Source organism: Flavobacterium johnsoniae, from assembly GCF_030388325.1.
Classification (GTDB): domain Bacteria; phylum Bacteroidota; class Bacteroidia; order Flavobacteriales; family Flavobacteriaceae; genus Flavobacterium; species Flavobacterium johnsoniae_C.
Genome location: NZ_CP103794.1, coordinates 4,640,144 through 4,664,087 on the forward strand (window position 1 = coordinate 4,640,144; position 23,944 = coordinate 4,664,087).

Genomic DNA, 23,944 nt, shown 5'->3' on the forward strand with positions numbered 1-23,944 from the left:
ACGCACTTTTATCATTGATTATTAAAAAAAAGAATTACTTTTATAAATCATCAACTACTGAAATTTTAAAGATTTTATTGAATGGATTTATTAGACGAATTTGATATTAGTATTATTAAAGAATTAGAAAAAGACGGCAGAATGGCTTTTTCTGCAATCGCCGCTAATTTGAAAATATCAAATACAATGGTGCATCAACGCATTAACAGAATGATCGAACAAGGCGTAATTGGCGGAATTAAACCGATTATTCAGGAAAAGAAAATTGGTTACGACTGGGCTTCTTTTACCGGAATCACATTAAATAAAGATTCTGATTCGGACCGAATTATCGAAGCGTTAAAAGAAATTCCCGAAATTACAGAATGTTATTATGTTACAGGTTCGTTTACCTTATACATTAAAATCATTGCCAAAAATCATGAACATATGCGTCGCATTCTTTACGAAAAAATCGATGGTATTCCAGGAATTGCCAAAACCGATTCTATTGTAGAATTGGGTTGCGCTTTTAAAAGAAATATATCATTATAAATATATTTATTCTTACAAATGAATATTCGTTACAAACCTCACAAGAATTTACTTGTGAGGTTTTTTTGTAACATATTATTTCTGATATTTGTTAAAAATTGTCGAATTATGAAAAACACAGCTCTAATTTTATTCAGTGCAATCTTATTTTCTAATCTTATGAATGCGCAATTAAAGCCCGTAAAATATACTGAAGGTAGCCAGCAACTGAATGGCTTATTTGTAAAATCTGCTAAAAAAAGCGCTAACAATCCTGGAATCTTACTTTTGCCAGCTTGGTTAGGAATTGATAATGCTTCTAAAGGAATTGCAGAAGAATTATCGAAACTTGGCTATCATGTTTTTATCGCTGATATTTATGGCGAAGGAAATTATCCAAAAAATACTGGCGAAGCAGGAAAACAAGCTGGATTTTATAAAACAAATTATGAAGCGTATCAAAAGAGAATTGATTCGGCTTTAAAAGAATTAGTAAAATCTGGAGCCAACGCCGATAATATTGTTGCAATCGGATATTGTTTTGGAGGAACTGGAGTTTTAGAAGCCGCACGCGGACATCTAAATGTAAAAGGTATTGCTTCATTTCATGGAGGTTTAGGCAAAGATGCGAGCAGAAAAATCGAACCAATTTCTACTAAAGTTTTAGTTTGCCATGGAGCTGATGATCCGTTTGTTTCTAAAGATGAAATCATTTCTTTTCAACAAGAAATGCGCGATTCTAAAGCAGATTGGCAAATGATTTATTATGCAAATTCTGTTCATTCATTTACAAATCCAGAAGCTGGAAGTGATAACTCTAAAGGAGCTGCTTACAATCCTGTTGCAGCAAAAAGATCTTTTGAGCATTTACAGCTTTTCTTAAATGAAGTTCTAAAAAAATAAAACCATTTAACTCAACCCAACCAAAAACAAATTAATCAACCAGTTCAATGTCACATAGCAAAATTAGAGAAGACAAAACCTGTTTAAACTGTAGGCACGTTGTGGAGCAAAAATTCTGTCCAAATTGCGGGCAAGAAAATAGCGACAGCCGAAAGACTTTTCATCATTTATTTGTTCATTTTTTTGAAGATTTAACGCATTACGAAAATGCATTTTGGAAAACGATTAAAAATCTGCTTTTTAAGCCTTCAACACTTACAAAAGAATATCTTTCGGGAAAACGTTTGTCTTATTTAGCGCCAGTTCGATTATACATTTTTATCAGTTTTATTACCTTTTTATTGATTGCCATGTTTCCTAGTAAAATCAATGGAGATATTGATAAAGGTGAAAAGGAATTAAATAAGGAAATCTCACAAGCTACTAAAGATCTAGATATTAAGAAGGAAAACAAGAAGTATTTTACTTTTCTGAACATGAAGAAAATTGATTCAATTCAGAAATATGGAAAAGAACAAGAGAAACTTAATGCCAGCAGCTATTGGTTTGTCGAAAAAGCAAGTCACGTAACTGAGAAGTATACAAAAAAAGAAATTTATGTAAAATTTGTAGAATCTTTTTTTCATAATCTTCCGAAAATCCTATTTATTATAATGCCGTTTTTTGCTTTCTTCTTGTGGCTTTTTCACAATAAAAAAAGATGGTATTATTTTGATCACGGAATTTTTACGCTTCATTATTTTTCGTTTTTGCTACTCATTTTTCTGATTATGTTTATAATCGACAGGATTATTGGTCTTTTTGGAGAAAACAGCCCAATGTCTTATATTTCAGGAATTACGACTTTTATTGGAACCATTTGGATGCTGTATTATTTTTTCCCTGCACATCATCGTTTTTACGGTGAATCTAGAATAGTTTCCTTTATCAAAAGTGTTTGTTTATTCATTATAAACTCATTTTTTATTCTTTTTTTACTAACCTTTTACGTTCTTTACACATTTATTAATTTACACTAACTATAGGAATGAAAAAATTACTCCTTTTATTATTAGTTGTTTCTGCGTACTCATGTAAAACCGCGCAGTCAACAGCTTCCAAAGACAATTCAGATCCAACAAAATACATTAATGCCATTTCTGAAAAAGATCTTAAAAAAATGCTTTACACTATTGCTTCTGACGAAATGGAAGGCCGCGAAACTGGCTCTCCTGGACAGAAAAAAGCTGGTCTTTATATGATCGAACAATACAAAAAAAGCGGTGTATCTTTTCCAAAAGGAGCTTCAGATTATTATCAACATATTCCTGCAGCATATTTAAATGCTAGACGCAACGAAAACTTAGCTGACTCTGAAAATATCTGGGCTTTTATTGAAGGTTCTGAGAAACCAGATGAAATCTTAGTAATTTCTGCACATTACGATCACGTTGGTATTAAAAATGGTGAAGTTTATAATGGAGCTGATGATGACGGTTCTGGAACTGTTGCCGTTATAGAAATGGCTAAAGCTTTCGCGAAAGCTAAAAAACAAGGACATGGACCAAAACGTTCTATTTTATTTCTTCACGTAACTGGAGAAGAGCACGGTTTACATGGTTCTCGTTTCTATTCTGAAAATCCGTTATTTCCAATTGCCAATACAATTGCAGACATTAATATTGATATGATTGGCCGTCGCGATGTTGAACATGCAAACACAAATAATTATGTTTACGTAATTGGCGCTGACAGATTATCATCTGATTTACACAATGCTGTTGTGGCTCAAAATGAAAAATACATCAAAATGGACTTGGACTTTAAATTTAACGACCCTAAAGATCCAAATCATTTTTACGAGCGTTCTGATCATTACAACTTTGCAAAACACGGTATTCCGTCTGTCTTCTTCTTCAACGGAGTTCACGCGGATTATCACGGAAAAGATGATACTGCAGAAAAAATCGAATACGATGCTTTAACAAAAAGAACAAAACTGGCTTTTTCAATTGCTTGGGATTTAGCAAATAGAGAAAACAGACCGGTAGTTGATAAGAAGTAGATTCTTATTATTAGGAACAAAGGTTCAAAGTAACAAAGGCTCAGAGTTTTTTTTAAACTTTAAATCATAAAAAAAGGATAAGCTAAGCTTATCCTTTTTTTTATATCTAGATTAAATTCCTAAAAATAAACCTTTGTGACTTTGAACCTCTGAATCTTTGCTCCTTTTCTAGTCATTCATCGAAATCAAAAACTCTTCGTTGTTTTTAGTTTTCTTGAAACGATCGTTTACAAAATCCATAGATTCTACTGGGTTCATATCAGAAAGATATTTACGCATAATCCACATTCTTTGAAGTGTTTTTTCATCTAATAATAAATCATCACGACGTGTACTTGACGAAGTAAGATCGATTGCTGGGAAAATACGTTTATTGGCTATCTTACGGTCTAATTGTAATTCCATATTACCAGTTCCTTTAAATTCTTCGAAGATAACTTCGTCCATTTTAGAACCTGTTTCTGTTAATGCAGTTGCGATAATACTTAAAGAACCACCATTTTCTACATTTCTTGCAGCTCCAAAGAAACGTTTTGGTTTTTGCAATGCATTTGCATCAACACCTCCACTTAATACTTTTCCAGATGCTGGCTGAACTGTATTGTAAGCTCTTGCTAAACGTGTAATAGAATCTAATAAAATCACAACATCGTGACCACATTCTACCAAACGTTTTGCTTTTTCAAGAACAATATTTGCAATTTTTACGTGCTCTTGTGGTTCTCTATCAAAAGTAGAAGCAATAACTTCTCCACGAACACTTCTTTGCATATCTGTAACCTCCTCTGGACGTTCGTCAATAAGAAGAACAATCAAATAAACTTCTGGATGGTTGGCAGCAATTGCGTTTGCAATATCTTTTAAAAGCATTGTTTTACCCGTTTTTGGCTGAGCAACGATCATTCCACGTTGTCCTTTTCCAATTGGCGAAAACAAATCTATAATTCTAGTTGAAACTGAACTTCCTTTTTCAGCAAGTTTAAATTTTTCCGAAGGAAAGACTGGTGTTAAGTGTTCGAAAGAAACTCTATCGCGAACTACTTGCGGATCGTGTCCATTAATTTTTAACACACGAACCAAAGGGAAAAACTTCTCTCCTTCTTTTGGAGGGCGAACCACTCCTTTTACAGTATCTCCGGTTTTAAGACCAAATAATCTGATTTGTGAAGTTGATAAATAAATATCATCTGGAGAAGCTAAATAATTATAATCTGATGAACGTAAAAATCCGTAACCGTCTGGCATCATTTCAAGAACACCTTCACTTTCAATAATTCCATCAAATTCAAAATCTGAATCTCTGAAATTATTGCTTTTTTTGTTTTTGTGATTAGGGTTTTGATTATTATGATTTCCGTTTCCATTACCATTCCCGTTTTGATTTTGATTCTGATTCGGGTTTTGATTTTGGTTCTGGTTCTGATTTTTATTCTGATTAGGATTAATCTTTTTTGCAGGAGCAATTACTGGAGATTTCTCAGCTGTTTCGGCTACTGGCTCAGAAACAACTGGTTCTGTTGAAGCAGGCTCTGAAACTTGTTCTGTTATCACTTCATTTGCTGCAACTTTTTCTTTATTTAGAGCCACTTTCTTCTCATATGCCGTCTTATTGAATTTTACAATTTTAGGCTCCTTTTTAGCTCCTGGTGTTTTATTTGCCTGTACCTCTTCAGTTGCCGTTTCTGCAATTAGATCTACTGGCGCAGGTGTATCGTTTTTTTGAACAGTTTCCTCTACTTTATCAAATTCTAAAACGGGAGTATTTTTGGTATTTGCTGCTTTGGTTTTTGCTGGTGCAATTCTAGCTCGTTTTGGTTTTTCTTCTTTTGATTCAGAAACTACAGCTGTTTGAGGAGCTTCTGCAGGTGCAAGAGTACTTTCTTGGTGTGCTAAAATCTGACTAATTAAAGTCTCTTTTTTGACACCATTAATCTTTATTGTTTTAGCTAACTTAGCTATTTCTTGAAGCTCAGCAAGCTTCATTTCTTTTAATGCAGAAATATCAAACATGAATATTCTATGAATTTAATTATTTTAAAGGAAATACTGTAAAAAGAATAGGTAGATAATTAATTTGAATTGACCGCAGTATGAAGTGCTTACGGTATTATGATGCAATAATACGAATAAAATTTAATCATACAATAGTATTTTAAAAAAAGAAAATATATTTTTGTAAAACATTTTTAGACCATGATACAAAGAATTCAGACTGTATATTTAATTTTAGCTTTTGCAGCAACAGGCATTTTAATGCTTTTTGTTCCATTATGGACAACTGCTGCAGGAAAGCCTTTCTTTTTTATGCAAGACCAGCTTTATGCTGTTATATTAGGTTTAACAACTATGCTTACTATTATTAGCATAATTTCATTTAAGAAAAGACAAAATCAGTTTGTGTTAAACAGACTGAACATAATATTAAACTTAATTTTATTAGGATTATTTGTATATCGATCACTAAATTTATCTGGAGAGGCTGAAGTCTCTGAGAAAGGTATTGGGATGTTTATGCCGATTGTTGCTATCGTGTTATTAGTTTTAGCTAATAAAGCCATCAAGAAGGATGAAGATCTTGTAAAATCTGTAGATCGTTTGAGGTAAACCTATAAACTTAATTTATTTGTGCGAAGAAAACCCGGATTTAATTATTCGGGTTTTTTTATACCTAAAAACAAAATTATGTAAGTATTTTTCTATAATTTTGTCGTTTAATTCGTTTTGCAACAAAATGACAACAAATATAAAAATCCATCTTGCAGATGATCATCAGGTATTGATTGATGGACTTTCGAACCTACTAAAAACGGTTCCTAATTTTGAAGTGGCAGGAAGTTCTCTTGATGGAACTACTGTTTACGATGATGTCATTTTTAATCAAGCAGATGTTCTAATTCTTGACATCAGCATGCCTAAAAAAGATGGCATTGAAACTTTAAAAGAATTTAAAGAAAAAAAAGCAACTTGTAAAGTTATTATTTTGTCTAGTTATGATGATTTAAAAATCATAAAAGAAGTAATGAAACTAGGCGCAAAAGCCTATCTGACCAAAAACTGTGCTGGTGAAAATATTATTGAAGCCGTCGAAGCCGTGCATGATGGTCAAGAATATTTTAGCGATGCCGTTAGAAAAAAGATTTTCAACACTTTCAAAGACAATCCGAAACTGAACCAAAATGCTGTAATCGAAAATCCAATTTTAAGTCCGCGTGAGATTGAAATTATCATTTTAATCGCCTTAGAATACAGCGGAAAAGAAATTAGCGAAAAACTTTTTATCAGTTCGCATACCGTAGAAACACATCGAAAAAACATTATGAAAAAGCTAAATATCAAAAGTACAATTGGTTTGGTAAAATATGCACTCAAAAACAACTTGATAAATTCATAAAAGACGTCTCTTATGTTTGGCTTTAATTTTCTCATATGTTTATTTTTTTCTTTTACTGAAAAGGGAATTTTTCTTTCTCAGCAAATTTTAAGCATAACGAAAACTACGGCTGGTTTTGCAAATCAGATTAACGATCTACACCAATTAACAAACAAAAAAATAGTTAGTTTATCAATTATACTGATTGTCATAATTTTTCTTCTTTTTTATTTTCTCTATCAAAACAACAAACTGAAACAAAAAATAAAGCGAAAAGACACAAAACAGAAAATACTTCTTAATATTATTAATTCTAGTATTGATTCTCAAGAAATAGAACGAAAAAAAATTGCCTCTTTTCTCCACGACAATATAAACTCCTTGCTTTCTTCTGCTGGATTGCATTTAAATACTTTTACAGTACAGAACGAAATTAAATCTGACGAAATTACTAAGGCAAAAACCATATTATCTCAAGCACATGATCTTTTACGAGATATCTCGCATGATTTAGTGCCTTCGCTTTTAGTTCGTTTTGGATTGTTTTATGCATTGGAAGATCTTTGCGAAAAAAACTCTAATTCCGCAATCGTTTTTGAATTTTCAAGCTCAATTTCGACAGATAAAAGATATCATGAAAAATTTGAAATGAAAGTTTATTTTATTGTTAGTGAATTATTTAACAACATTATAAAACACAGCAAAGCAAAAAAGGCCAATCTTTTAATGACAGAAAAAAACAACCAATTGATTTTGCGTATTGATGACGACGGAATTGGCTTTAAAACTCAAAAACCAAAAGATTTAGAAGGTTTTGGTTTAAACCGAATTAGAGCTAGAGTCAAAAAATATAAAGGAACTATTTCAATCACTTCAAAAGAAAACATCGGAACACAAATAAAAATTCAGATTCCGCTGCCACATTAAAAATTACTTTGCTCCTATTTCGATAATTTCCAAGTCTTTTATTTTATCATCATCAATTACAAATCGCAACATAGTTCGCACTTTATGAAATCCGCTTTTTCCAGCAGCTCCCGGATTCATATGAAGTAAATTATTTTTCTTATCAAACATCACTTTTAAAATATGCGAATGTCCGCAGATAAATAATTTCGGTGGATTTAAAGCCAATTCTTCTCTCACATTCGGATTATATTTTCCAGGATAACCACCAATATGTGTAATCCAAACCGAAACATTCTCGCATGAGAAACGATTGTTTAAAGGGAATTCCAATCTCGCTTTTGCGTCGTCTATATTTCCGTAAACTGCTCTTAAAGGCTTCAGTTTTTTAATAGTGTCAGTAACGCTTAAATCTCCAATATCTCCCGCATGCCATACTTCATCGGCTTGATTTACATATTTTAAAATGGTTTCGTCAATATGACTATGCGTATCTGAAAGGAGTAGGATTTTGGTCATTTTTATTGAGGTTCAAAGGTTCAGAGAGACAAAGGTACAAAGGATTTTTTTGTAGAGACGCACCGTAGTGCGTCTAACATCAAAATTGTAAATAATTATTTTTAAAATAGTACGAAAGACGCACTGCGGTGCATTTCTACAGATATGCAGAATAGAAACCTTTGTCTCTTTGTCTCTCTGAACCTTTGTTTCTAAAAGAAAGCAACTTTTTTTCGTACCTTTGCCTCTCTGAACCTTTGAACCTCTACAGTGAGATATTTTATTCAATTTGCTTATAACGGAACACATTATCATGGCTGGCAAATACAGCCAAATGCCTCTTCAGTTCAAGAAACTTTAAACAAAGCTTTTTCGGTTTTATTAAATGAACCTATCAGCATTATGGGTGCTGGAAGAACTGACACAGGCGTTCATGCGAGTGAAATGTTTGGGCATTTTGATACAGAGAAGACTTTGGATATTCCGGTTCTGGTTCATAAACTGAATTCTTACTTACCAAAAGATATTGCCATTTTTGACATTATCCTTGTTCATGATGACGCGCATTGCCGATTTGATGCAACCAAAAGAACGTATGAATATCATATTAATACAATTAAGAATCCGTTTTTACAGGAATTGAGCTGGTATGTAACTCAAAAATTAGATGTTAATTTAATGAATGAAGCAGCACAATTATTATTAAAACATACCGATTTTCAGTGTTTTTCGAAAGTCAATACCGATGTAAATACTTTTGATTGCACGATTTTTGAGGCATTTTGGAAACAAGAAAAAGGAAAACTAATTTTTACTATTTCGGCAAATCGTTTTTTAAGAAATATGGTTCGCGCAATTGTAGGAACTTTGATTAATATAGGTTTACACAAAATTACATTGGAAGATTTTGAAAATATAATTGCCAGTAAAAGCAGAGAAAAAGCTGGTTTTTCGGTTCCAGCACATGGTTTATATTTAACCAATATTTATTACGATTATTTATAATAAGCTGTAAGCTTTAAGCAATAGGCTTTAGGCTTATTTCTTAAAGCTTATTGCTAATAGCTTACGGCCTAAAGCCTATTGCTTAAAGCATAAAAAAAAATGAAAGCAAAAGCATTCGACACAGGATTATTCAAAAGAATTTTAAAATATACTAAGCCTTATAAATGGCGTTACTACGGTGTAATTATTTTTGCCGTTTCGCTCTCTATTTTCGCCGCCCTTCGTCCTTATTTACTTAAAGAAACTGTCGATGGCTACATCAAAACTCATGACAAAATGGGATTATTGATGTATATTATTTTGATGGGTGTAGTTTTATTGATGGAAGTTTTCTCTCAATTTTACTTTGTTTATTGGGCAAACTGGCTTGGTCAAGATATTGTAAAAGATATTAGAACAAAACTTTTCAAGCATATTCTAAGTTTTAGAATGAAGTATTTTGATCTAGTTCCGGTTGGACAACTGGTAACAAGAGCCGTTTCTGACATTGAATCGATTGCGCGTATTTTTAGCCAAGGATTATTTATGATTATAAGTGATTTGATGAAAATGTTTGTGGTCTTGATTTTTATGTTTTACATGAACTGGAAACTGACTTGGATTGTTGTAATCGCCATGCCAATTTTGGTTTATATTACACGAATTTTTCAGCGTAAAATGCAAGTTGCTTTTGAAGAAGTAAGAACGCAAATTGCCAATATGAATTCTTTTGTGCAGGAACGTGTGACGGGAATGAAAATCGTACAGCTTTTTAACCGCGAAAAAATTGAAGCCGAAAACTTTAAAGATATCAACAACAAACATAGAGTCGCTTGGATTAAAACTATTCTTTACAACTCAATCTTTTTCCCGATTGCCGATATTATTTCGTCTATTACTTTAGGCTTGGTTGTTGTTTACGGCGGTTTTAGAATTTTAAACGGAGATCATTTTACGACTTTTGGAGATTTATTTTCGTATACGATGTTTATTGGAATGTTGTTTAATCCATTACGTCAAATTGCAGATAAATTTAACGAGATGCAATTGGGAATGATTGCCGCCAATCGTGTTTTTGATATTATCGACACACAAGATCATATTCAGGATACTGGAAAAATTGAAGCGCCAGTTTTTAACGGAAGTATCGAATTTAAAGGTGTACGTTTTAGTTATATTCCCGAAGAAGAAGTTATTAAAGGAATTGACTTATCGGTTTCAGCTGGACAAACTATTGCAATTGTAGGTTCGACAGGTGCAGGAAAATCGACTATTATAAATCTTTTGAATCGTTTTTACGAAATCAACGGCGGAACAATTTCTATTGATGGTGAAAATATCGAAAACTACACTTTGGCTTCTTTAAGAAAACAGATTGCTGTGGTTTTGCAAGATGTATTTTTATTTGCCGATACGATTTACAATAACATCACTTTGCATAATCCAGAAATTACGAGAGAAAAAGTAATTGATGCAGCAAAGAAAATCGGTGTCCATAATTTCATTATGAATCTGCCGAATAACTATGATTTTGACGTAAAAGAACGCGGCGTTATGCTTTCGTCTGGACAAAGACAATTGATTGCTTTTTTACGTTCTTATGTGAGTAATCCAAGTATTTTAATTTTGGATGAAGCAACTTCTTCTATCGATACGTATTCTGAAGAAATGATTCAGCGTGCAACAGAAACAATTACAAAAGGTAGAACTTCTATAATTATAGCGCACAGACTTGCAACAATTGTAAATGCAGATAAGATTGTAGTTATGGATAAAGGTTTGATTGTTGAACAAGGAACGCATCAGGAATTGCTGCAAAAAACTGATGGCTATTATAAAAATTTATATGACTCTCAATTTTCAGTAGCTAATTAGTCATTAAAACTTAAGTTGATCAATAAAATAATGCTAATTTAATCTAAAATTCGCGTTTAGTTCAAAATTAAAAAACTGCATATTTCACAATTTGTGATTTAAAATCCGACTAAAAACTGTCAAAATGATTTCAAAACGTTAAAATAGCGTTATAGAAATCATAAAATTGACATTTCAGTATCAAGTAGATAGCTTACATTTTTGGTTTATTATTTATCTTTGAGAGTATAGAAATCAAATGTAAAAGAAAATGCCACAAAACCGATTTTACCCAAACGAACAATTTAAAGAAATAGAAATAAACGCCTCATTACAATTAAAATATGCCATTTCAAACAGAGGAAGATTAATAAGTTTTACCGACGAAATTGAAAATGGCCGAATACTAAAAGGTGGCTTAAGCGACGGATATCCAACTTTCCGTTTTAAGGTTAAGAAAGACGACAAAATCGTTAATAAATACCTCTTCTTATATAAATTAGTTGCTCAATATTTTATTCCAAAAGATTCCGAAGATCAAACTTATGTATTGCATCTGGATTATAATAGAAGTAATGATGACATCAGTAATTTACGCTGGGCGACCAAACAAGAAATGATGGCGCACAGCCGAAAAAGCCCACGCGTTATTCAGGCGAAAAAGAATCTTATAGAACATAATCTAAAAGCCGACGGAAGAAAATTAACAACCACAAAAGTGATGTTAATTAAAAAAATCTTAGCAAGACCTGAACAAAAAACGCGTCTAAAAATGATTGCCAAACAATTCGGCGTAAGTGAAATGCAAATCAGAAGAATTGCCAGCGGAGAAAATTGGGGACACGTGAAGATTTAATTGTTAATTGTTAATTGTCAATTATCAATTATCAATTGTTAAAAATTTGTCAGGCTGAGCGAAGTCGAAGCCCGCGCAAAGCTCTTCGACTTCGCTTAAATTGACAGTAAATTATGAAAGCCACAGATTGCACAGATTAACACAGATTTTTTAAAATCATTCTAATCTGTGTAATCTGTGGCTTATTTTTTTAATTTTTAAAAGTACTTCTCAGTATTCACTAAAAACTAATCACTAGGGACTAATTACTAAGAACAAATCACTAAATCATAAAAAACAATTCATAATTCACAATTTACAATTCACAATTCACTCAGTTTCTGTGAAAAGACTAAAATCTGTGCTTTTAAAAACAAATTTTCAGACGTTGATTTAAAATAAATCCTTAAATTCGCAATCACAAATAACAAAAGAATAAATCGAAAGATGAGTTTCGGAATTGTAGACTTCATTTTTCGGTAGTTAATACTAAAAACAAAAAAAATGAAATACGACGTTATTGTTTTAGGAAGTGGTCCTGGAGGATATGTAACAGCGATTAGAGCTTCACAATTAGGCTTTAAAGTAGCTGTAGTAGAAAAAGAAAATCTTGGTGGAGTTTGCCTTAACTGGGGATGTATTCCAACAAAAGCGCTTTTAAAATCTGCTCAGGTTTTTGATTATTTAAAACACGCTTCTGATTACGGATTGAAAGTTTCTGAATTCGATAAAGATTTCCCTGCAGTTATTCAACGTAGCCGTGGTGTTGCGGAAGGAATGAGCAAAGGAGTTCAATTCTTAATGAAAAAAAACAAAATTGACGTTATTGAAGGTTTTGGAAAATTGAAACCAGGAAAAAAACTTGACGTTACTGATAAAGACAATAAAGTTACTGAATATAGCGCTGATCACATTATCATCGCAACTGGAGCTCGCTCTCGTGAGTTACCAAACTTACCTCAAGATGGTGTAAAAGTAATTGGATACCGTCAGGCAATGACTTTGCCAACTCAACCAAAATCTATGATTATTGTTGGTTCTGGAGCAATTGGAGTTGAGTTCGCTCACTTCTACAACTCAATGGGAACAGATGTAACAATTGTAGAATTTATGCCAAACGTAGTTCCTGTAGAAGACGAAGATATCTCAAAACAATTTGAGCGTTCTTTGAAAAAATCTGGAATTAAAGTAATGACAAACTCTTCTGTTGAGCGTATCGATACAACAGGAGCTGGAGTTAAAGCTTTCGTTAAAACTGCAAAAGGAGAAGAAGTTCTTGAAGCTGATATCGTTCTTTCTGCAGTTGGAATTAAAACTAACATTGAAAACATCGGTTTAGAAGAAGTTGGAATCGCTGTTGACAGAGATAAAATCTTAGTAAACGCTTACAACGCAACTAATATTCCAGGATACTACGCAATTGGAGACGTTACTCCAGGTCAAGCTTTAGCTCACGTTGCTTCTGCTGAAGGAATTAACTGCGTAGAAAAAATTAAAGGTCTTCACGTTGATCCGATCGATTACGGAAACGTTCCTGGTTGTACTTACGCAACTCCAGAAATTGCTTCTGTTGGTTTAACAGAAAAACAAGCAAAAGAAAAAGGTTACGAATTAAAAATTGGTAAATTCCCATTCTCAGCTTCTGGAAAAGCAAAAGCCGCTGGAAATGCTGATGGATTTGTAAAAGTAATTTTCGATGCAAAATACGGAGAATGGTTAGGATGCCACATGATTGGTGCTGGTGTTACTGATATGATTGCTGAAGCAGTTGTAGCTCGTAAACTAGAAACTACAGGTCATGAAATCCTTAAATCTATCCACCCTCACCCAACAATGAGCGAGGCTGTTATGGAAGCTGTAGCTGATGCTTACGGCGAAGTAATTCACTTGTAAAATATACCGTTTTACGGTTATATATAATTCTCAATTTATAAAATCCGATTTGTGAAAACAAGTCGGATTTTTTTGTTTTTTTCCTTTAATTCTTTAAAGATTTCCAAATTAGGATTTTAAAATTTTAATAGTATTTTCGTACTGAAATTAATCTAACCAATTACAAAAAAACAAAAACTAACATGAAAAAATTAATCCTATTTATAATCTTAGGAATAACGATTAATGCATCGGCTCAGGAAGCTAGCGTAGAAAAATCAATATTTTCGTTACAAACAGGATTTGCCGGACTTTGGCTAAACAATGAATTAAAACTTGCTAATTCAATTGCTTTAAGAAGCGAAATTGGTATCGAACACGATTTTGCAGTGGGAGATCATTACGATGAAGCCGGTTTTATACTTCAGCCAGTAATTACTGCAGAACCAAAATTTTATTTTAATCTGAAAAAAAGAAACGCTAGAGGAAAAAACATTTCAAATAATAGTGGTAATTATATTTCTCTAAAAACAAGTTATCATCCAGATTGGTTTGTGATTAATTTAGATGATAATATCACTAAAAATGCAGATTTATCTATCACGCCAACATGGGGAATGAAAAGAGCAATAGGTGATCATTTTACTTATGAAGCTGGCGCAGGAATAGGATACAGAATGGTATTTATTAAAGCGAATTCTAATTTTGGAAACGCTCAAAGTGTCGATAATTTCGATTACACAAACGAACAATTTTTACTTTATTTACATTTAAGAATAGGTTATACTTTTTAAGAAATTAACTTCTATATTTTATAAAATCCGATTTGTGAAAGCAGATCGGATTTTTTTGTTTAATACGCTCTCTAAGATAAAAATACTTAAACCAAAGTCAGTTTTGTATATTTGATTAGATTTAAGCATTTAAAAATTCTCTAATTCTCTAATTAAAAAATGACCACCGACATTATAGAAGTAAATAATTTCATCGTTCTCATCGAACAATCCAATTCTGACAAAGAATTTGTGCAGCAATGTGAGATTGATGGTGATGCAGTTGGTTTTGCTTTTTATGGTTCTGGAAATGTGGAATTGGAAATAAAACACAACGATCAAACAAAATATCTAACAAACACAACGGGCTTAGCAATTTCTTTCTTCGGAAATCAAAAAGTTTCTTTTTCGCATAAAATTGCTCCCGAAAAACCTTTACAATCTATCAGCATTTTTGCGAAGCTGAAAACCCTGCAGACATTACCAAAAGAAGAAAGAGAAATTTTTGAAAAACAACTGCCTGAGTTAGTAAATCCATCGGCAAATTTTGTAAAAGGTCCAACGCTGTTTATGACACTCGAAATGCAATTGGCGGTTCAAAAAATATTCAATACCACTTATTCTGGCAATACAAGATTATTATTCTTAAAAAGTCAGGTGAATGAATTACTGGCGCATTATTTTGCACTGCTTTCTACAGAAAAGAAAACAGATTTAACCGAAAAAGACAAAGAAAAACTTTTTCAGGCAAAAGATATCGTTAGTACAAACTATTCAAAACCGCCTACCATTACAGAATTATCCAAACTAATTGGTTTAAACAGCAGTAAACTAAAAAAGAACTTTAAAGAACTTTTTGGAATTCCAGTTTACAAATACATTCACGAAGAAAGACTCAACAAAGCTTACGAATTACTTTGCAACAGCGAAAAAACAGTACAAGAAACTGCATGGGAAGTAGGTTACGAAAGTTTAAGTTCATTCTCTAACGCGTTTCAGAAAAAATTTGGATCAAGACCAAACGAAGTCAAAAAACAATTCTTTTCAAACAAATCTTAATTCCTTTCAGACAAATGTTTTCATATTGATGTGTGCAACTTTGTATCATCATTAATTAAAATCATTAATCATGAAAACAAAGAAAATTTTAGTATTAGGAGGCAACGGAAAAACAGGTCGCAGAGTTGCAGCATTATTAGAAACACACAAAGACGTAGAAGTCAGAATTGGTTCGAGATCTGCCACAATTCCTTTTGATTGGGAAAAACCAGAAACATGGTTAAATGCCATACAAGACATTGATATTGTCTACATTACCTTTCAACCCGATCTGGCAGTACCAACGGCACCAGAAATTATTCAGAAGTTTACAATTCTTGCCACACAAAATGGAGTTCAAAAAATGGTTCTACTTTCTGGAAGAGGCGAAAAAGAAGCGCAAGTTTGTGAAGAAATTGTAAAAGCAACAGCCAAAAACTGGACAATAGTAAGAGCATCTTGGTTCAATCAGAATTTTAGCGAAAGTATTTTTGTAGAACCTGTTTCATCTGGATTTGTGGCATTGCCACAAGCCGATGTTCTTGAGCCTTTTACAGATGCGGATGATATTGCTGAAGTAGTTACAGAAGCCCTTTTAAACGAAAAACATAATGGCAAGACTTACGAATTAACCGGTCCCCGTCTGCTTAATTTTGAACAGGCAGTTTCTGAAATAGCAAAAATTACAAAGAGAGAAATTATTTTTCAAGCAGTAGAACTTGACGAATATGTGAAGATGCTTCGCGAATATCAGGTTCCTGAAGACGAAATCTGGCTTGTAAATTATCTGTTTACAGAAGTATTGGACGGACGAAATTCTTACACTACAAATGATATTGAAAAAGTTTTAGGCCGTAAAGCAAAAGATTTTACTGAATATGTTTTAAAAACATCACAAACTGGAATTTGGAACAAAGTAAACCAGCTGTCATGAATTATCGCAGAGCAGTTTTATCGGGCGTAATACTCTGGACTTGTTTAGCTTTAACCTTTTTAATTCTCGAACACATTCCTATTGTAAAAGATTCCTTAAACATACAAACGGCAATAATCTGCATTTTAATTGTTTTCTATTCCTTTTTTGGAGCTTCATTTTATTATAAAAAAGCGATTTCAACATCAGGACTTCAAATTGGATTCATAATGTCTTTAACTGCTATTTTATTAGATATTTTAATCTTTGTTCCATTTGTAGAAATTCCAAAAGGACATAGTTATCAGGATTTTTTCAGTAATCCTTTGTTGTGGATTCTTGCGATTTTAAATGTTTTAACGGTTTATTTTTATTGGAAAATGAGATTTGAAAGTAAATAAAACAGAAACTTATTTAGATAATCCGATTTGTGAAAGCAGGTCGGATTTTTTTTACCGTTTTTCTCTCGAGCAAAATGACAATACTTTGATTAAAGCACTACATTTTTAAGTTAACAAATCTTTAAAATGATTAAATATCATTTCACTCAAAGTAATAAAAAGATTATTTTTATAATTCATTATAAAAATGTATTCTAATGGAAGAAACAAAAATATTCTACGCCGACGGAGAAAATCCAAAAATGATTGAAGCTTACAAAAAAGCGCAAGAAACCTTTAAATATTTCTGGAGAGAATTATCTTGGGAATACAGACGAATTGTTCCTGGATTAGACGTTGCTTGTGTAAAACTGGCTTTTACACAAGAAATAGACAATGAAACCATCGTGGAGCATATGTGGATTAATGATGTAAATTTTGATGGTGAAAATATTTACGGCATTTTAGTAAATGATCCAGATGAATTGACAAACGTAAATAATGGAGATGAAATAGCGATTCCGGTTAATCAAATTAGCGATTGGCTGTTTGCTATTGATGGTAAAACATACGGAGCTTTTACAATTCATGCGATGCGTTCTGAAATGAGCGATGAAGAAAGAGAAGATCATGACGCAGCTTGGGGATTAGAATTTGGTGATTTTAATGATATCGAAGTCGTTTCAGATCAAAAAGAAAATCCTGAAAATCTGATTGAACATCCGATGAGCATAAACATGAAAGAAAGCCTAATCGAATTTCTAAAAAATAATCCCGAAGAAATTACAGGTGAAGATGATTTAGGCTATACTTTTTTACATCGCGAAGCAATTGCTGGAAATAGCAGTTCGGTAGAAATTATAATAGAATCTGGCGCGGATTTAAAAGCAAAAAATCAATTTGGAAAAACTGCTTTGGATTATGCAAAAGAATTAAAATGGGATCATTTACTGCCTTTGTTGCAATAAACATTTAAAGAATCCGATTTGCTAATGTAAATCGGATTTTTTTGTTCTTTTCTTTAAAAATAAAATTCGATTTTTAGTAACTATTTCAAGACAAAGTTTTAATAATAAGCAGTAGTTTTGCACCGCCCAAAACATATCTGCCATGAATAAAATAATTTTCTACTTAACTATTGTTCTTTTTTTACCGCAACTTTTTTTTGCACAAACAAAAGCCGAACCTCAAAATATTTTTGCTAAATCTTATGATTATGTAAATGATTTTGAACACATTCTTACACCAAAACAAGTCAAAGATTTAAATGATTATTTAAAAGCAAGCGAAGTCAAAACAAAATCTAAAATTCTTATTGTTAGCGCTGCATCTTTTAGTCCTTATAATGATTTAAACGAATATTCTCGACAATTAGATAATTATTTATTTTCTAAACTCAAAATTGACACCTCGGTATTAATCGTAATAAGCAAACAAATGCGACAAATTCAGTTTCAAGGAGTTGCTAAGATTGGCGCTAAAATTACCGATCCAGAATTAAAAGATATTATTTCGACTTATGTAATTCCAGAATTAAAAAAAGGTGACTATTTTAAAGGTTTACAAGCAGGAACGCTTCAATTAGTTAAAAAAATAGAATAACAAACACAATCCGATTTTGCTGCAACAAATCGGATTTTTTTATGCTTCAAATTCCATTTTCTCCGATAAAAGCAATATCTTGTCTAAGCTTTAAACTAGAAAACTACAAAATGAATTTAGAAGAATATAAAAAACAATTTTCAGAAGATGATGCCGTTGGGTGGCTAGAAATCGATAAAGAATTTGACCTTCTTTATCCGGGTCAGGAACCAAAACATTTTGCTCCAGCGATTAGTTATATGCTTGGCGGAGAACATCCGCTTGACGGCGTAAGTTATTATGAAAGTAAAAATCAGGAAGATCATTTTCATTTTATCACTTACGGATTTTCGGAATTGTATTATAACGAAGAAAAAGTAGACGGAGAATTCAGCAAATGGGGATTTGAACTTACTTTTAGATTAAAGCCTTTTGAAGCCGATAACGGAAATCCAAGTTGGGCTGTGGCGCTTTTGCAAAACATTGCCAAATATGTTTTTAATAGCGGAAATTGGTTTGAAGAATTTCATTATATGCCCGTAAACGGTCCGATTCGTCTGGATACCGAAACCGACATTACAGCCTTAGTTTTTGTAAATGATCCTGAAGTTCCGAAAAAGCAAACACCGCACGGAGAAGTTTCTTTCTTGCAAATTGTAGGCATAACGTCTCAAGAATATGAAAATATTAAAGAAAATCCAGAAACGGTTGAGGCTTTAGTTAATAAATTAAAAGAAAATAATCCTTTATTAATTACCGATTTGAATCGAAAATGATCAATTACAATAACAAATTTTTTAAACCTGTAAGCAATTCGGAAAACGGAGAAACGTCTAATGAAACTGTCTTTCATTACAAACAAGAAGGAAATATTTTGACTTCTGAATACTCTGGAGGACAAATCATAAAAGGTCATTTAATTGGTTTAGTTGATAAAACAGGAAATATCGAAATGAAATATCATCAAATAAACAAAAAGGGCGAATTAATGACGGGCTTTTGCACTTCGAAACCTGAAATTTTATCAGACGGAAAAATAAGACTTCACGAAACTTGGCAATGGACTTCTGGAGATTTATCAAAAGGGAATTCTATAATTGAAGAACAATAAAAAATCTAAAAAACGCTTAAACGATGAAAAAATTTCTTTTGCTTTTTCTTATTTTAACCAGTATTTCTTACGCACAAAGTAAAAAAGAAATCCTTGTTGGCGACTGGCAAGGAACTGACATTAATGGTGTAAAAAATAAAATGATTTTTACTCCAGATAATTTTATTTCAATGACTATTAATGGCGAATTTATCGATGGGAAAAATTATATAATCAAAGGAGGAAAAAAAGATGGACAGAAAGCTTTGTTAAAATATGAAATTGACGAATCTAAAGTTCCTATAACAATGGATATTATCGCTATTGCTTTAGAAAAAGACAAAGAAGTTGAGAAAGGCAGAATTCTAGCAATATTAGATTTTAAAAGTGATGATGAAGTTAGAATAAATCTCGGTTTAAATGGCGTAAGAGCTACCGAATTTAATGATTCTAATGAAGGCAGTACAATTTTTCTGAAAAGAAATTAAACAGAAAAAATACATGTTGCATATAGTAGAATTCAGAAATAGTGATTTAAATTCTCTAAAAGAAATTTTCTTAGAAGAAAGAAAACGAACTTTTACATGGAATGATATTTCTGAATTTAAGTTAGATGATTTTATCAAACAAACACAAGGAGAATATATCTTGACAGCACTTTGGAATAACGTTCCTGTTGGATTTATTTCGATTTGGATGCCTAATAATTTTATTCATCATCTTTATGTAAATCATAATTATCAGGGTAAAAATATTGGTTCTGAATTATTAAAAGCGGCAATTTTGAAAGCTAATTTTCCGCTTACTCTAAAATGTCTCGAAAAGAATACAAAAACAATTGATTTTTATATCAAAAATGGATTTGTAGAAAAAGAAAAAGGACATTCTAACAATGGAATTTATATTTTATTTGAGTTAAAAAAAGAGGCAAAATAACTAAAGGAAAAAACTATGAGTCAGGAAATTCAAAATTACAACGATTCTCAAAGTTTAGAAGACAAAGAAATCTGCAATCTTCTTTATTCGATTATAAATAAAAAATTAGCCAAAGCCGAAAGCAAAATATGGCACGCGCATCCGGTTTGGTTTTTAGACGGAAACCCAATTGTTGGATACAGCAAACTAAAAGATTCTGTTAGATTACTTTTCTGGAGCGGACAATCTTTTGACGAAGAACAATTGCAAAATGAAGGTTCTTTTAAAGCCGCAGAAATGCGTTACACTCAAATAGATCAGATCAACGAAGAAGATGTAAAACGCTGGCTGACAAAAGCAAAAGAAATTCAATGGGATTATAAAAACATTGTAAAAAGAAAAGGAGTCCTAATTCGTTTAATGACCAAACCCTATTAACCAAAAAACCACTATGAAATTTTTTCAATTATTTGCTTTTATCTTAATAACCGCCACAACTTTATCACAAACAAAAATGCGACCAGTAGAAGACCTTATCGATCTAAACGACTCAGGATGGAAATCAGTAAAAGAATGGAGCAATTCTGCTAAAAACAAAGTAGAAATTCTTCCTGCCGATCCAAAAAAGGCAAAAGATGCTTTATATAACACGCAAGTTACAACCACTTCGCCAATGGGCGCGGTGGTTTATAGAACTGGCGGAATTTTAATCGATAACGGCTGGATTAGAATTTTAGGTTCTGGAAGCGCAAAACTAAACCGCAGTCTTCCTGATTGGAATAAAGGAAAATCTTTTAAAGAATTTGGAGAAGCGCCTTCTTTTCTCTTAATCGCAGACGATGCTCTCGGCGGATTTTATCTCCTAAACGGTGGTGGATTAGGTACAGATTTAGGCAACGTGTATTATTTTGCGCCCGATAATTTAGAATATGAGCCGCTGGATATTACTTATTCTCAGTTTTTAGAATTCTGTTTTAATAACGATTTAGACAAATATTATTCGGGAAGCCGTTGGGAAAACTGGAAAAAAGAAGTTGCTTCTTTACAAGGCGATCAAGTTTTTAATTTTTATCCGTTTTTATGGACAGATGAAGGAAGCGACATCAATAAAGTGCAAAGAAAAGTTATTCCTGTTGAAGAGCAGTATAATCTTAATTTGGATTTGAGAAAACAGCTTGGACATAATTAAAAAAGTACTTTAGTCCCCAAATAACAATAACGATTGATTAAAAATGGCTGTAAAAAGAAGCGTACTTGAACAGATGTCTAATTCAGAATTAGAAAAATATATTAAACCGGAAACTTCATTTGTTCCAGAAGCCACAAAAATTGCTTTTGAAATACTTAAAACTAGAGGTCGAGATTTTTCTGCAGAAGAACTTGCTACAATTAATATCTTGATTCATAAAAAAGAAGAAAAGAAAATACGACCGATACATAAAAATCATATAAAATCATCCAATTTTATTTTTATTTCATTGGCTATAGGTATAATTAATTTCTTTCTATTTATGATATTTACACAAAATGAAGGAGGTATTGTCTCAGCTTTGGTTACTTTTATTTTTGTTGGAATGCTAGGATATTTAGTTAGAAAAGGATATGATTTAAAAGTTTTTTTATTGGTGCTATTCCTGATCGGGTTACTTGGCTCTATCCGCACTTTAGTTTCTAACTTTATTTATTTTCCGTTAAACGGAATTTTAAGCCTTTGCCAGCTAATTATTCAACTACTTTCTATAATCTTACTTTTTAGAATTCCAAAGAAATTTGAAAGTATAAAAATCAACGAATTTGAATCGTGGCTTTCTAGCGAAAATGGAGATGATTATAAAAAATAGTAATTCATAATTTTGAAGTTCAAAGCAAAAGTTTTAATAAATTACGGCATGTCCGAAACACACCTCAAATTTGTCTTTTAAACACCTTAACTTTTTGATTTTTAGATTGTAATTTTACTTTACTAATTTCTAAATCAATCAAAATGAGCGCACAAGATTTTACCACAACAATACTTCTCGATAAATCTCCAGAAGAAGTTTTTAAAGCTATCCAAAATGTTCGCGGCTGGTGGTCGGAAGAAATTGAAGGAAAAACAGCAAATGAAGGCGACGAATTCAAGTATCATTATGAAGATGTTCACCGCTGTAAAATAAAACTGATTGAAGTAATTCCGAATCAGAAAATCGTTTGGCTAATTGAAGAAAACTATTTCAGTTTTACCAAAGACGACACAGAATGGACGAATACAACTGCTGTTTTTGATATTTCAAAAGAAGAAAACAAAACGAAACTTACTTTTACGCATGTTGGTTTGGTTCCAGAATACGAATGCTTTGAAGTTTGCAAATCAGGTTGGACAAATTACATTCAAAACAGTTTAAAAAAACTTATTGAAACTGGAAAAGGCGAACCCAATGCAACTGGAAAACCGCAAACAGAAACAGAAAGAAAACTTTCTGAAAAATAACTTTTTTTCATAATACTATTTTTAGGCTACGTCAATCAGAGATTTGGCTAAATCTATTTGCTTGATGCTGCGCAACTTTGTATCATCAAAAAAATAGTATTATGAAAATTATCATTACAGGTTCTTTAGGGAACATCAGCAAACCTCTTGCGAAAGCATTAATCGAAAAAGGACATCAAATTACGGTAATAACAAGCAGCAATGACAGAAAATCTGAGATTGAAAATCTTGGCGCTTCAACAGCGATTGGATCTGTAAATGACGTTGCATTTTTAACTCAAACTTTTACGGGTGCAGATGCTGTATATTGCATGATTCCGCGCGCGAATTATTTTGATTCAAATCTTGATTTAGATGCATTTACCCGTACAATTGGAAATAATTATGCAGAAGCTATTACAAAATCTGGTGTAAAACGTGTTGTATTTTTAAGTAGCGTCGGCGCGCATTTAGAAAACAATTCTGGAATAATTCAGCGTTACAATGAAATTGAAGCTGTTTTAAATAAACTTTCTGATGTTTCGCTTACGTTTATGCGTCCAACTTCTTTTTATTACAATTTGCTAGCTTATATTCCGCAGATTAAAAATCAAAGATTTATTGCAACCAATTATGGCGCAGACGAATTGATTCCGTGGGTTTCTCCAAACGATATTGCAGAAGCAATTGCAGAAGAGCTTATAACTCCGCTTGACGGAAAAAAAATTCGTTACGTAGCAAGCGAAGAACTTTCTGGACATCAAACAGCAAAAATTCTGGGCGAAGCAATTGGAATTCCAGATTTAAAATGGAAATTAATTAGCGACGAAGAAGTTTTAAATGGATTAATTTCTGTTGGAATGCAACCAAAAATCGCAAAAGGTTTGGTAGAAATGTACGCTGGACTTTACAACGGTTTATTGGCTGAAGATTATTATCAAAATCGTCCCGCAGTTTTAGGAAAAATAAAACTGGCAGATTATGCAAAAGAATTTGCTACAATTTTCCATCAAAATTAAGTAACTT

General features: G+C 32.3%; 28 protein-coding genes. 26 read left to right on the top strand and 2 right to left on the bottom strand.

Annotated elements, in window-relative coordinates; all coding sequences use genetic code 11:
* Positions 1–81 precede the first annotated feature (81 nt).
* The 4 genes from NYQ10_RS19610 to NYQ10_RS19625 all read left to right on the top strand — a co-directional run bounded on the left by NYQ10_RS19610 (position 82) and on the right by NYQ10_RS19625 (position 3,460).
* Positions 82–534, top strand: a complete 453-nt coding sequence (locus NYQ10_RS19610) for an Lrp/AsnC family transcriptional regulator (RefSeq protein ID WP_276172869.1) — start codon at positions 82–84, stop codon at positions 532–534.
* A 108-nt stretch (positions 535–642) separates the two neighbouring features.
* A complete protein-coding gene (locus NYQ10_RS19615; RefSeq protein WP_289877923.1) occupies positions 643–1,416 on the top strand; it encodes a dienelactone hydrolase family protein in 774 nt (257 codons plus the stop codon).
* 47 nt (positions 1,417–1,463) lie between these two features.
* The gene (locus NYQ10_RS19620) at positions 1,464–2,435 is read left to right on the top strand and encodes a DUF3667 domain-containing protein (protein ID WP_289877924.1); all 972 of its coding nucleotides are present in this window, start codon (positions 1,464–1,466) and stop codon (positions 2,433–2,435) included.
* An 8-nt stretch (positions 2,436–2,443) separates the two neighbouring features.
* Positions 2,444–3,460: a M28 family peptidase gene (locus NYQ10_RS19625; protein ID WP_289877925.1), complete on the top strand. Its 1,017-nt coding sequence runs from the start codon at positions 2,444–2,446 to the stop codon at positions 3,458–3,460.
* A gap of 168 nt (positions 3,461–3,628) precedes the next feature.
* Here NYQ10_RS19625 and rho read toward each other — a convergent pair whose 3' ends face one another.
* Complete coding sequence (gene rho, locus NYQ10_RS19630; RefSeq protein ID WP_289877926.1) at positions 3,629–5,470, bottom strand: transcription termination factor Rho; 1,842 nt, start codon at positions 5,468–5,470, stop codon at positions 3,629–3,631.
* A gap of 183 nt (positions 5,471–5,653) precedes the next feature.
* On the opposite strand from rho, the gene NYQ10_RS19635 reads away from it, so the two are divergent.
* The 3 genes from NYQ10_RS19635 to NYQ10_RS19645 all read left to right on the top strand — a co-directional run bounded on the left by NYQ10_RS19635 (position 5,654) and on the right by NYQ10_RS19645 (position 7,757).
* Positions 5,654–6,064 carry a DUF4293 domain-containing protein gene (locus NYQ10_RS19635; RefSeq protein WP_289877927.1) on the top strand — a complete coding sequence of 137 codons (411 nt, stop codon included), beginning with the start codon at positions 5,654–5,656 and terminating at the stop codon, positions 6,062–6,064.
* A 127-nt stretch (positions 6,065–6,191) separates the two neighbouring features.
* Complete coding sequence (locus NYQ10_RS19640; protein ID WP_289877928.1) at positions 6,192–6,851, top strand: response regulator transcription factor; 660 nt, start codon at positions 6,192–6,194, stop codon at positions 6,849–6,851.
* 360 nt (positions 6,852–7,211) lie between these two features.
* Positions 7,212–7,757 (top strand): sensor histidine kinase, encoded by a 546-nt coding sequence (locus NYQ10_RS19645; RefSeq protein ID WP_289877929.1) that lies wholly within the window; start codon positions 7,212–7,214, stop codon positions 7,755–7,757.
* A gap of 3 nt (positions 7,758–7,760) precedes the next feature.
* On the opposite strand, the gene NYQ10_RS19650 is transcribed toward NYQ10_RS19645, so the two are convergent.
* Positions 7,761–8,255: a metallophosphoesterase family protein gene (locus tag NYQ10_RS19650; RefSeq protein ID WP_289877930.1), complete on the bottom strand. Its 495-nt coding sequence runs from the start codon at positions 8,253–8,255 to the stop codon at positions 7,761–7,763.
* A 249-nt stretch (positions 8,256–8,504) separates the two neighbouring features.
* Between NYQ10_RS19650 and truA the strand changes: the two genes are divergently transcribed.
* The 19 genes from truA to NYQ10_RS19745 all read left to right on the top strand — a co-directional run bounded on the left by truA (position 8,505) and on the right by NYQ10_RS19745 (position 23,937).
* Positions 8,505–9,239, top strand: coding sequence for a tRNA pseudouridine(38-40) synthase TruA (gene truA, locus NYQ10_RS19655; RefSeq protein WP_289877931.1), 735 nt, complete (start codon positions 8,505–8,507; stop codon positions 9,237–9,239).
* 99 nt (positions 9,240–9,338) lie between these two features.
* A complete protein-coding gene (locus tag NYQ10_RS19660; protein WP_289877932.1) occupies positions 9,339–11,093 on the top strand; it encodes an ABC transporter ATP-binding protein in 1,755 nt (584 codons plus the stop codon).
* 250 nt (positions 11,094–11,343) lie between these two features.
* Positions 11,344–11,928, top strand: a complete 585-nt coding sequence (locus NYQ10_RS19665; protein ID WP_184161009.1) for an NUMOD4 domain-containing protein — start codon at positions 11,344–11,346, stop codon at positions 11,926–11,928.
* 483 nt (positions 11,929–12,411) lie between these two features.
* A complete protein-coding gene (gene lpdA / locus NYQ10_RS19670) occupies positions 12,412–13,800 on the top strand; it encodes a dihydrolipoyl dehydrogenase (RefSeq protein ID WP_184161006.1) in 1,389 nt (462 codons plus the stop codon).
* A gap of 182 nt (positions 13,801–13,982) precedes the next feature.
* Positions 13,983–14,573: a hypothetical protein gene (locus tag NYQ10_RS19675; protein WP_289877933.1), complete on the top strand. Its 591-nt coding sequence runs from the start codon at positions 13,983–13,985 to the stop codon at positions 14,571–14,573.
* Positions 14,574–14,732: 159 nt separating this feature from the next.
* Positions 14,733–15,611 (top strand): AraC family transcriptional regulator, encoded by an 879-nt coding sequence (locus NYQ10_RS19680; RefSeq protein ID WP_289877934.1) that lies wholly within the window; start codon positions 14,733–14,735, stop codon positions 15,609–15,611.
* Between the two features lie 70 nt (positions 15,612–15,681).
* The gene (locus tag NYQ10_RS19685; RefSeq protein WP_289877935.1) at positions 15,682–16,524 is read left to right on the top strand and encodes an NAD(P)H-binding protein; all 843 of its coding nucleotides are present in this window, start codon (positions 15,682–15,684) and stop codon (positions 16,522–16,524) included.
* On the top strand, positions 16,521–16,904 hold the full coding sequence (locus NYQ10_RS19690) for a DUF5367 family protein (protein WP_289877936.1): 384 nt from the start codon (positions 16,521–16,523) through the stop codon (positions 16,902–16,904). The genes NYQ10_RS19685 and NYQ10_RS19690 overlap by 4 nt, the downstream gene beginning before the upstream one ends.
* A gap of 197 nt (positions 16,905–17,101) precedes the next feature.
* The gene (locus tag NYQ10_RS19695) at positions 17,102–17,851 is read left to right on the top strand and encodes a DUF2314 domain-containing protein (RefSeq protein ID WP_289877937.1); all 750 of its coding nucleotides are present in this window, start codon (positions 17,102–17,104) and stop codon (positions 17,849–17,851) included.
* 142 nt (positions 17,852–17,993) lie between these two features.
* Entirely contained in the window at positions 17,994–18,485 is a 492-nt protein-coding gene (locus tag NYQ10_RS19700) for a TPM domain-containing protein (RefSeq protein ID WP_289877938.1), read from the top strand.
* 110 nt (positions 18,486–18,595) lie between these two features.
* A complete protein-coding gene (locus NYQ10_RS19705) occupies positions 18,596–19,240 on the top strand; it encodes a suppressor of fused domain protein (protein ID WP_289877939.1) in 645 nt (214 codons plus the stop codon).
* Positions 19,237–19,575, top strand: a complete 339-nt coding sequence (locus NYQ10_RS19710) for a n-acetylglutamate synthase (RefSeq protein ID WP_289877940.1) — start codon at positions 19,237–19,239, stop codon at positions 19,573–19,575. The genes NYQ10_RS19705 and NYQ10_RS19710 overlap by 4 nt, the downstream gene beginning before the upstream one ends.
* Before the next feature lie 23 nt (positions 19,576–19,598).
* Positions 19,599–20,042 carry a hypothetical protein gene (locus NYQ10_RS19715; RefSeq protein ID WP_289877941.1) on the top strand — a complete coding sequence of 148 codons (444 nt, stop codon included), beginning with the start codon at positions 19,599–19,601 and terminating at the stop codon, positions 20,040–20,042.
* 13 nt (positions 20,043–20,055) lie between these two features.
* Positions 20,056–20,490, top strand: a complete 435-nt coding sequence (locus NYQ10_RS19720; protein WP_289877942.1) for a GNAT family N-acetyltransferase — start codon at positions 20,056–20,058, stop codon at positions 20,488–20,490.
* Between the two features lie 15 nt (positions 20,491–20,505).
* Positions 20,506–20,907, top strand: a complete 402-nt coding sequence (locus NYQ10_RS19725; protein ID WP_289877943.1) for a DUF1801 domain-containing protein — start codon at positions 20,506–20,508, stop codon at positions 20,905–20,907.
* A 13-nt stretch (positions 20,908–20,920) separates the two neighbouring features.
* On the top strand, positions 20,921–21,658 hold the full coding sequence (locus NYQ10_RS19730; protein ID WP_289877944.1) for a DUF2625 domain-containing protein: 738 nt from the start codon (positions 20,921–20,923) through the stop codon (positions 21,656–21,658).
* Between the two features lie 43 nt (positions 21,659–21,701).
* The gene (locus tag NYQ10_RS19735) at positions 21,702–22,310 is read left to right on the top strand and encodes a hypothetical protein (protein WP_289877945.1); all 609 of its coding nucleotides are present in this window, start codon (positions 21,702–21,704) and stop codon (positions 22,308–22,310) included.
* A gap of 143 nt (positions 22,311–22,453) precedes the next feature.
* Entirely contained in the window at positions 22,454–22,939 is a 486-nt protein-coding gene (locus NYQ10_RS19740; protein ID WP_289877946.1) for an SRPBCC family protein, read from the top strand.
* 101 nt (positions 22,940–23,040) lie between these two features.
* Positions 23,041–23,937 (top strand): NmrA family NAD(P)-binding protein, encoded by an 897-nt coding sequence (locus tag NYQ10_RS19745; RefSeq protein WP_289877947.1) that lies wholly within the window; start codon positions 23,041–23,043, stop codon positions 23,935–23,937.
* Positions 23,938–23,944: the final 7 nt, after the last annotated feature.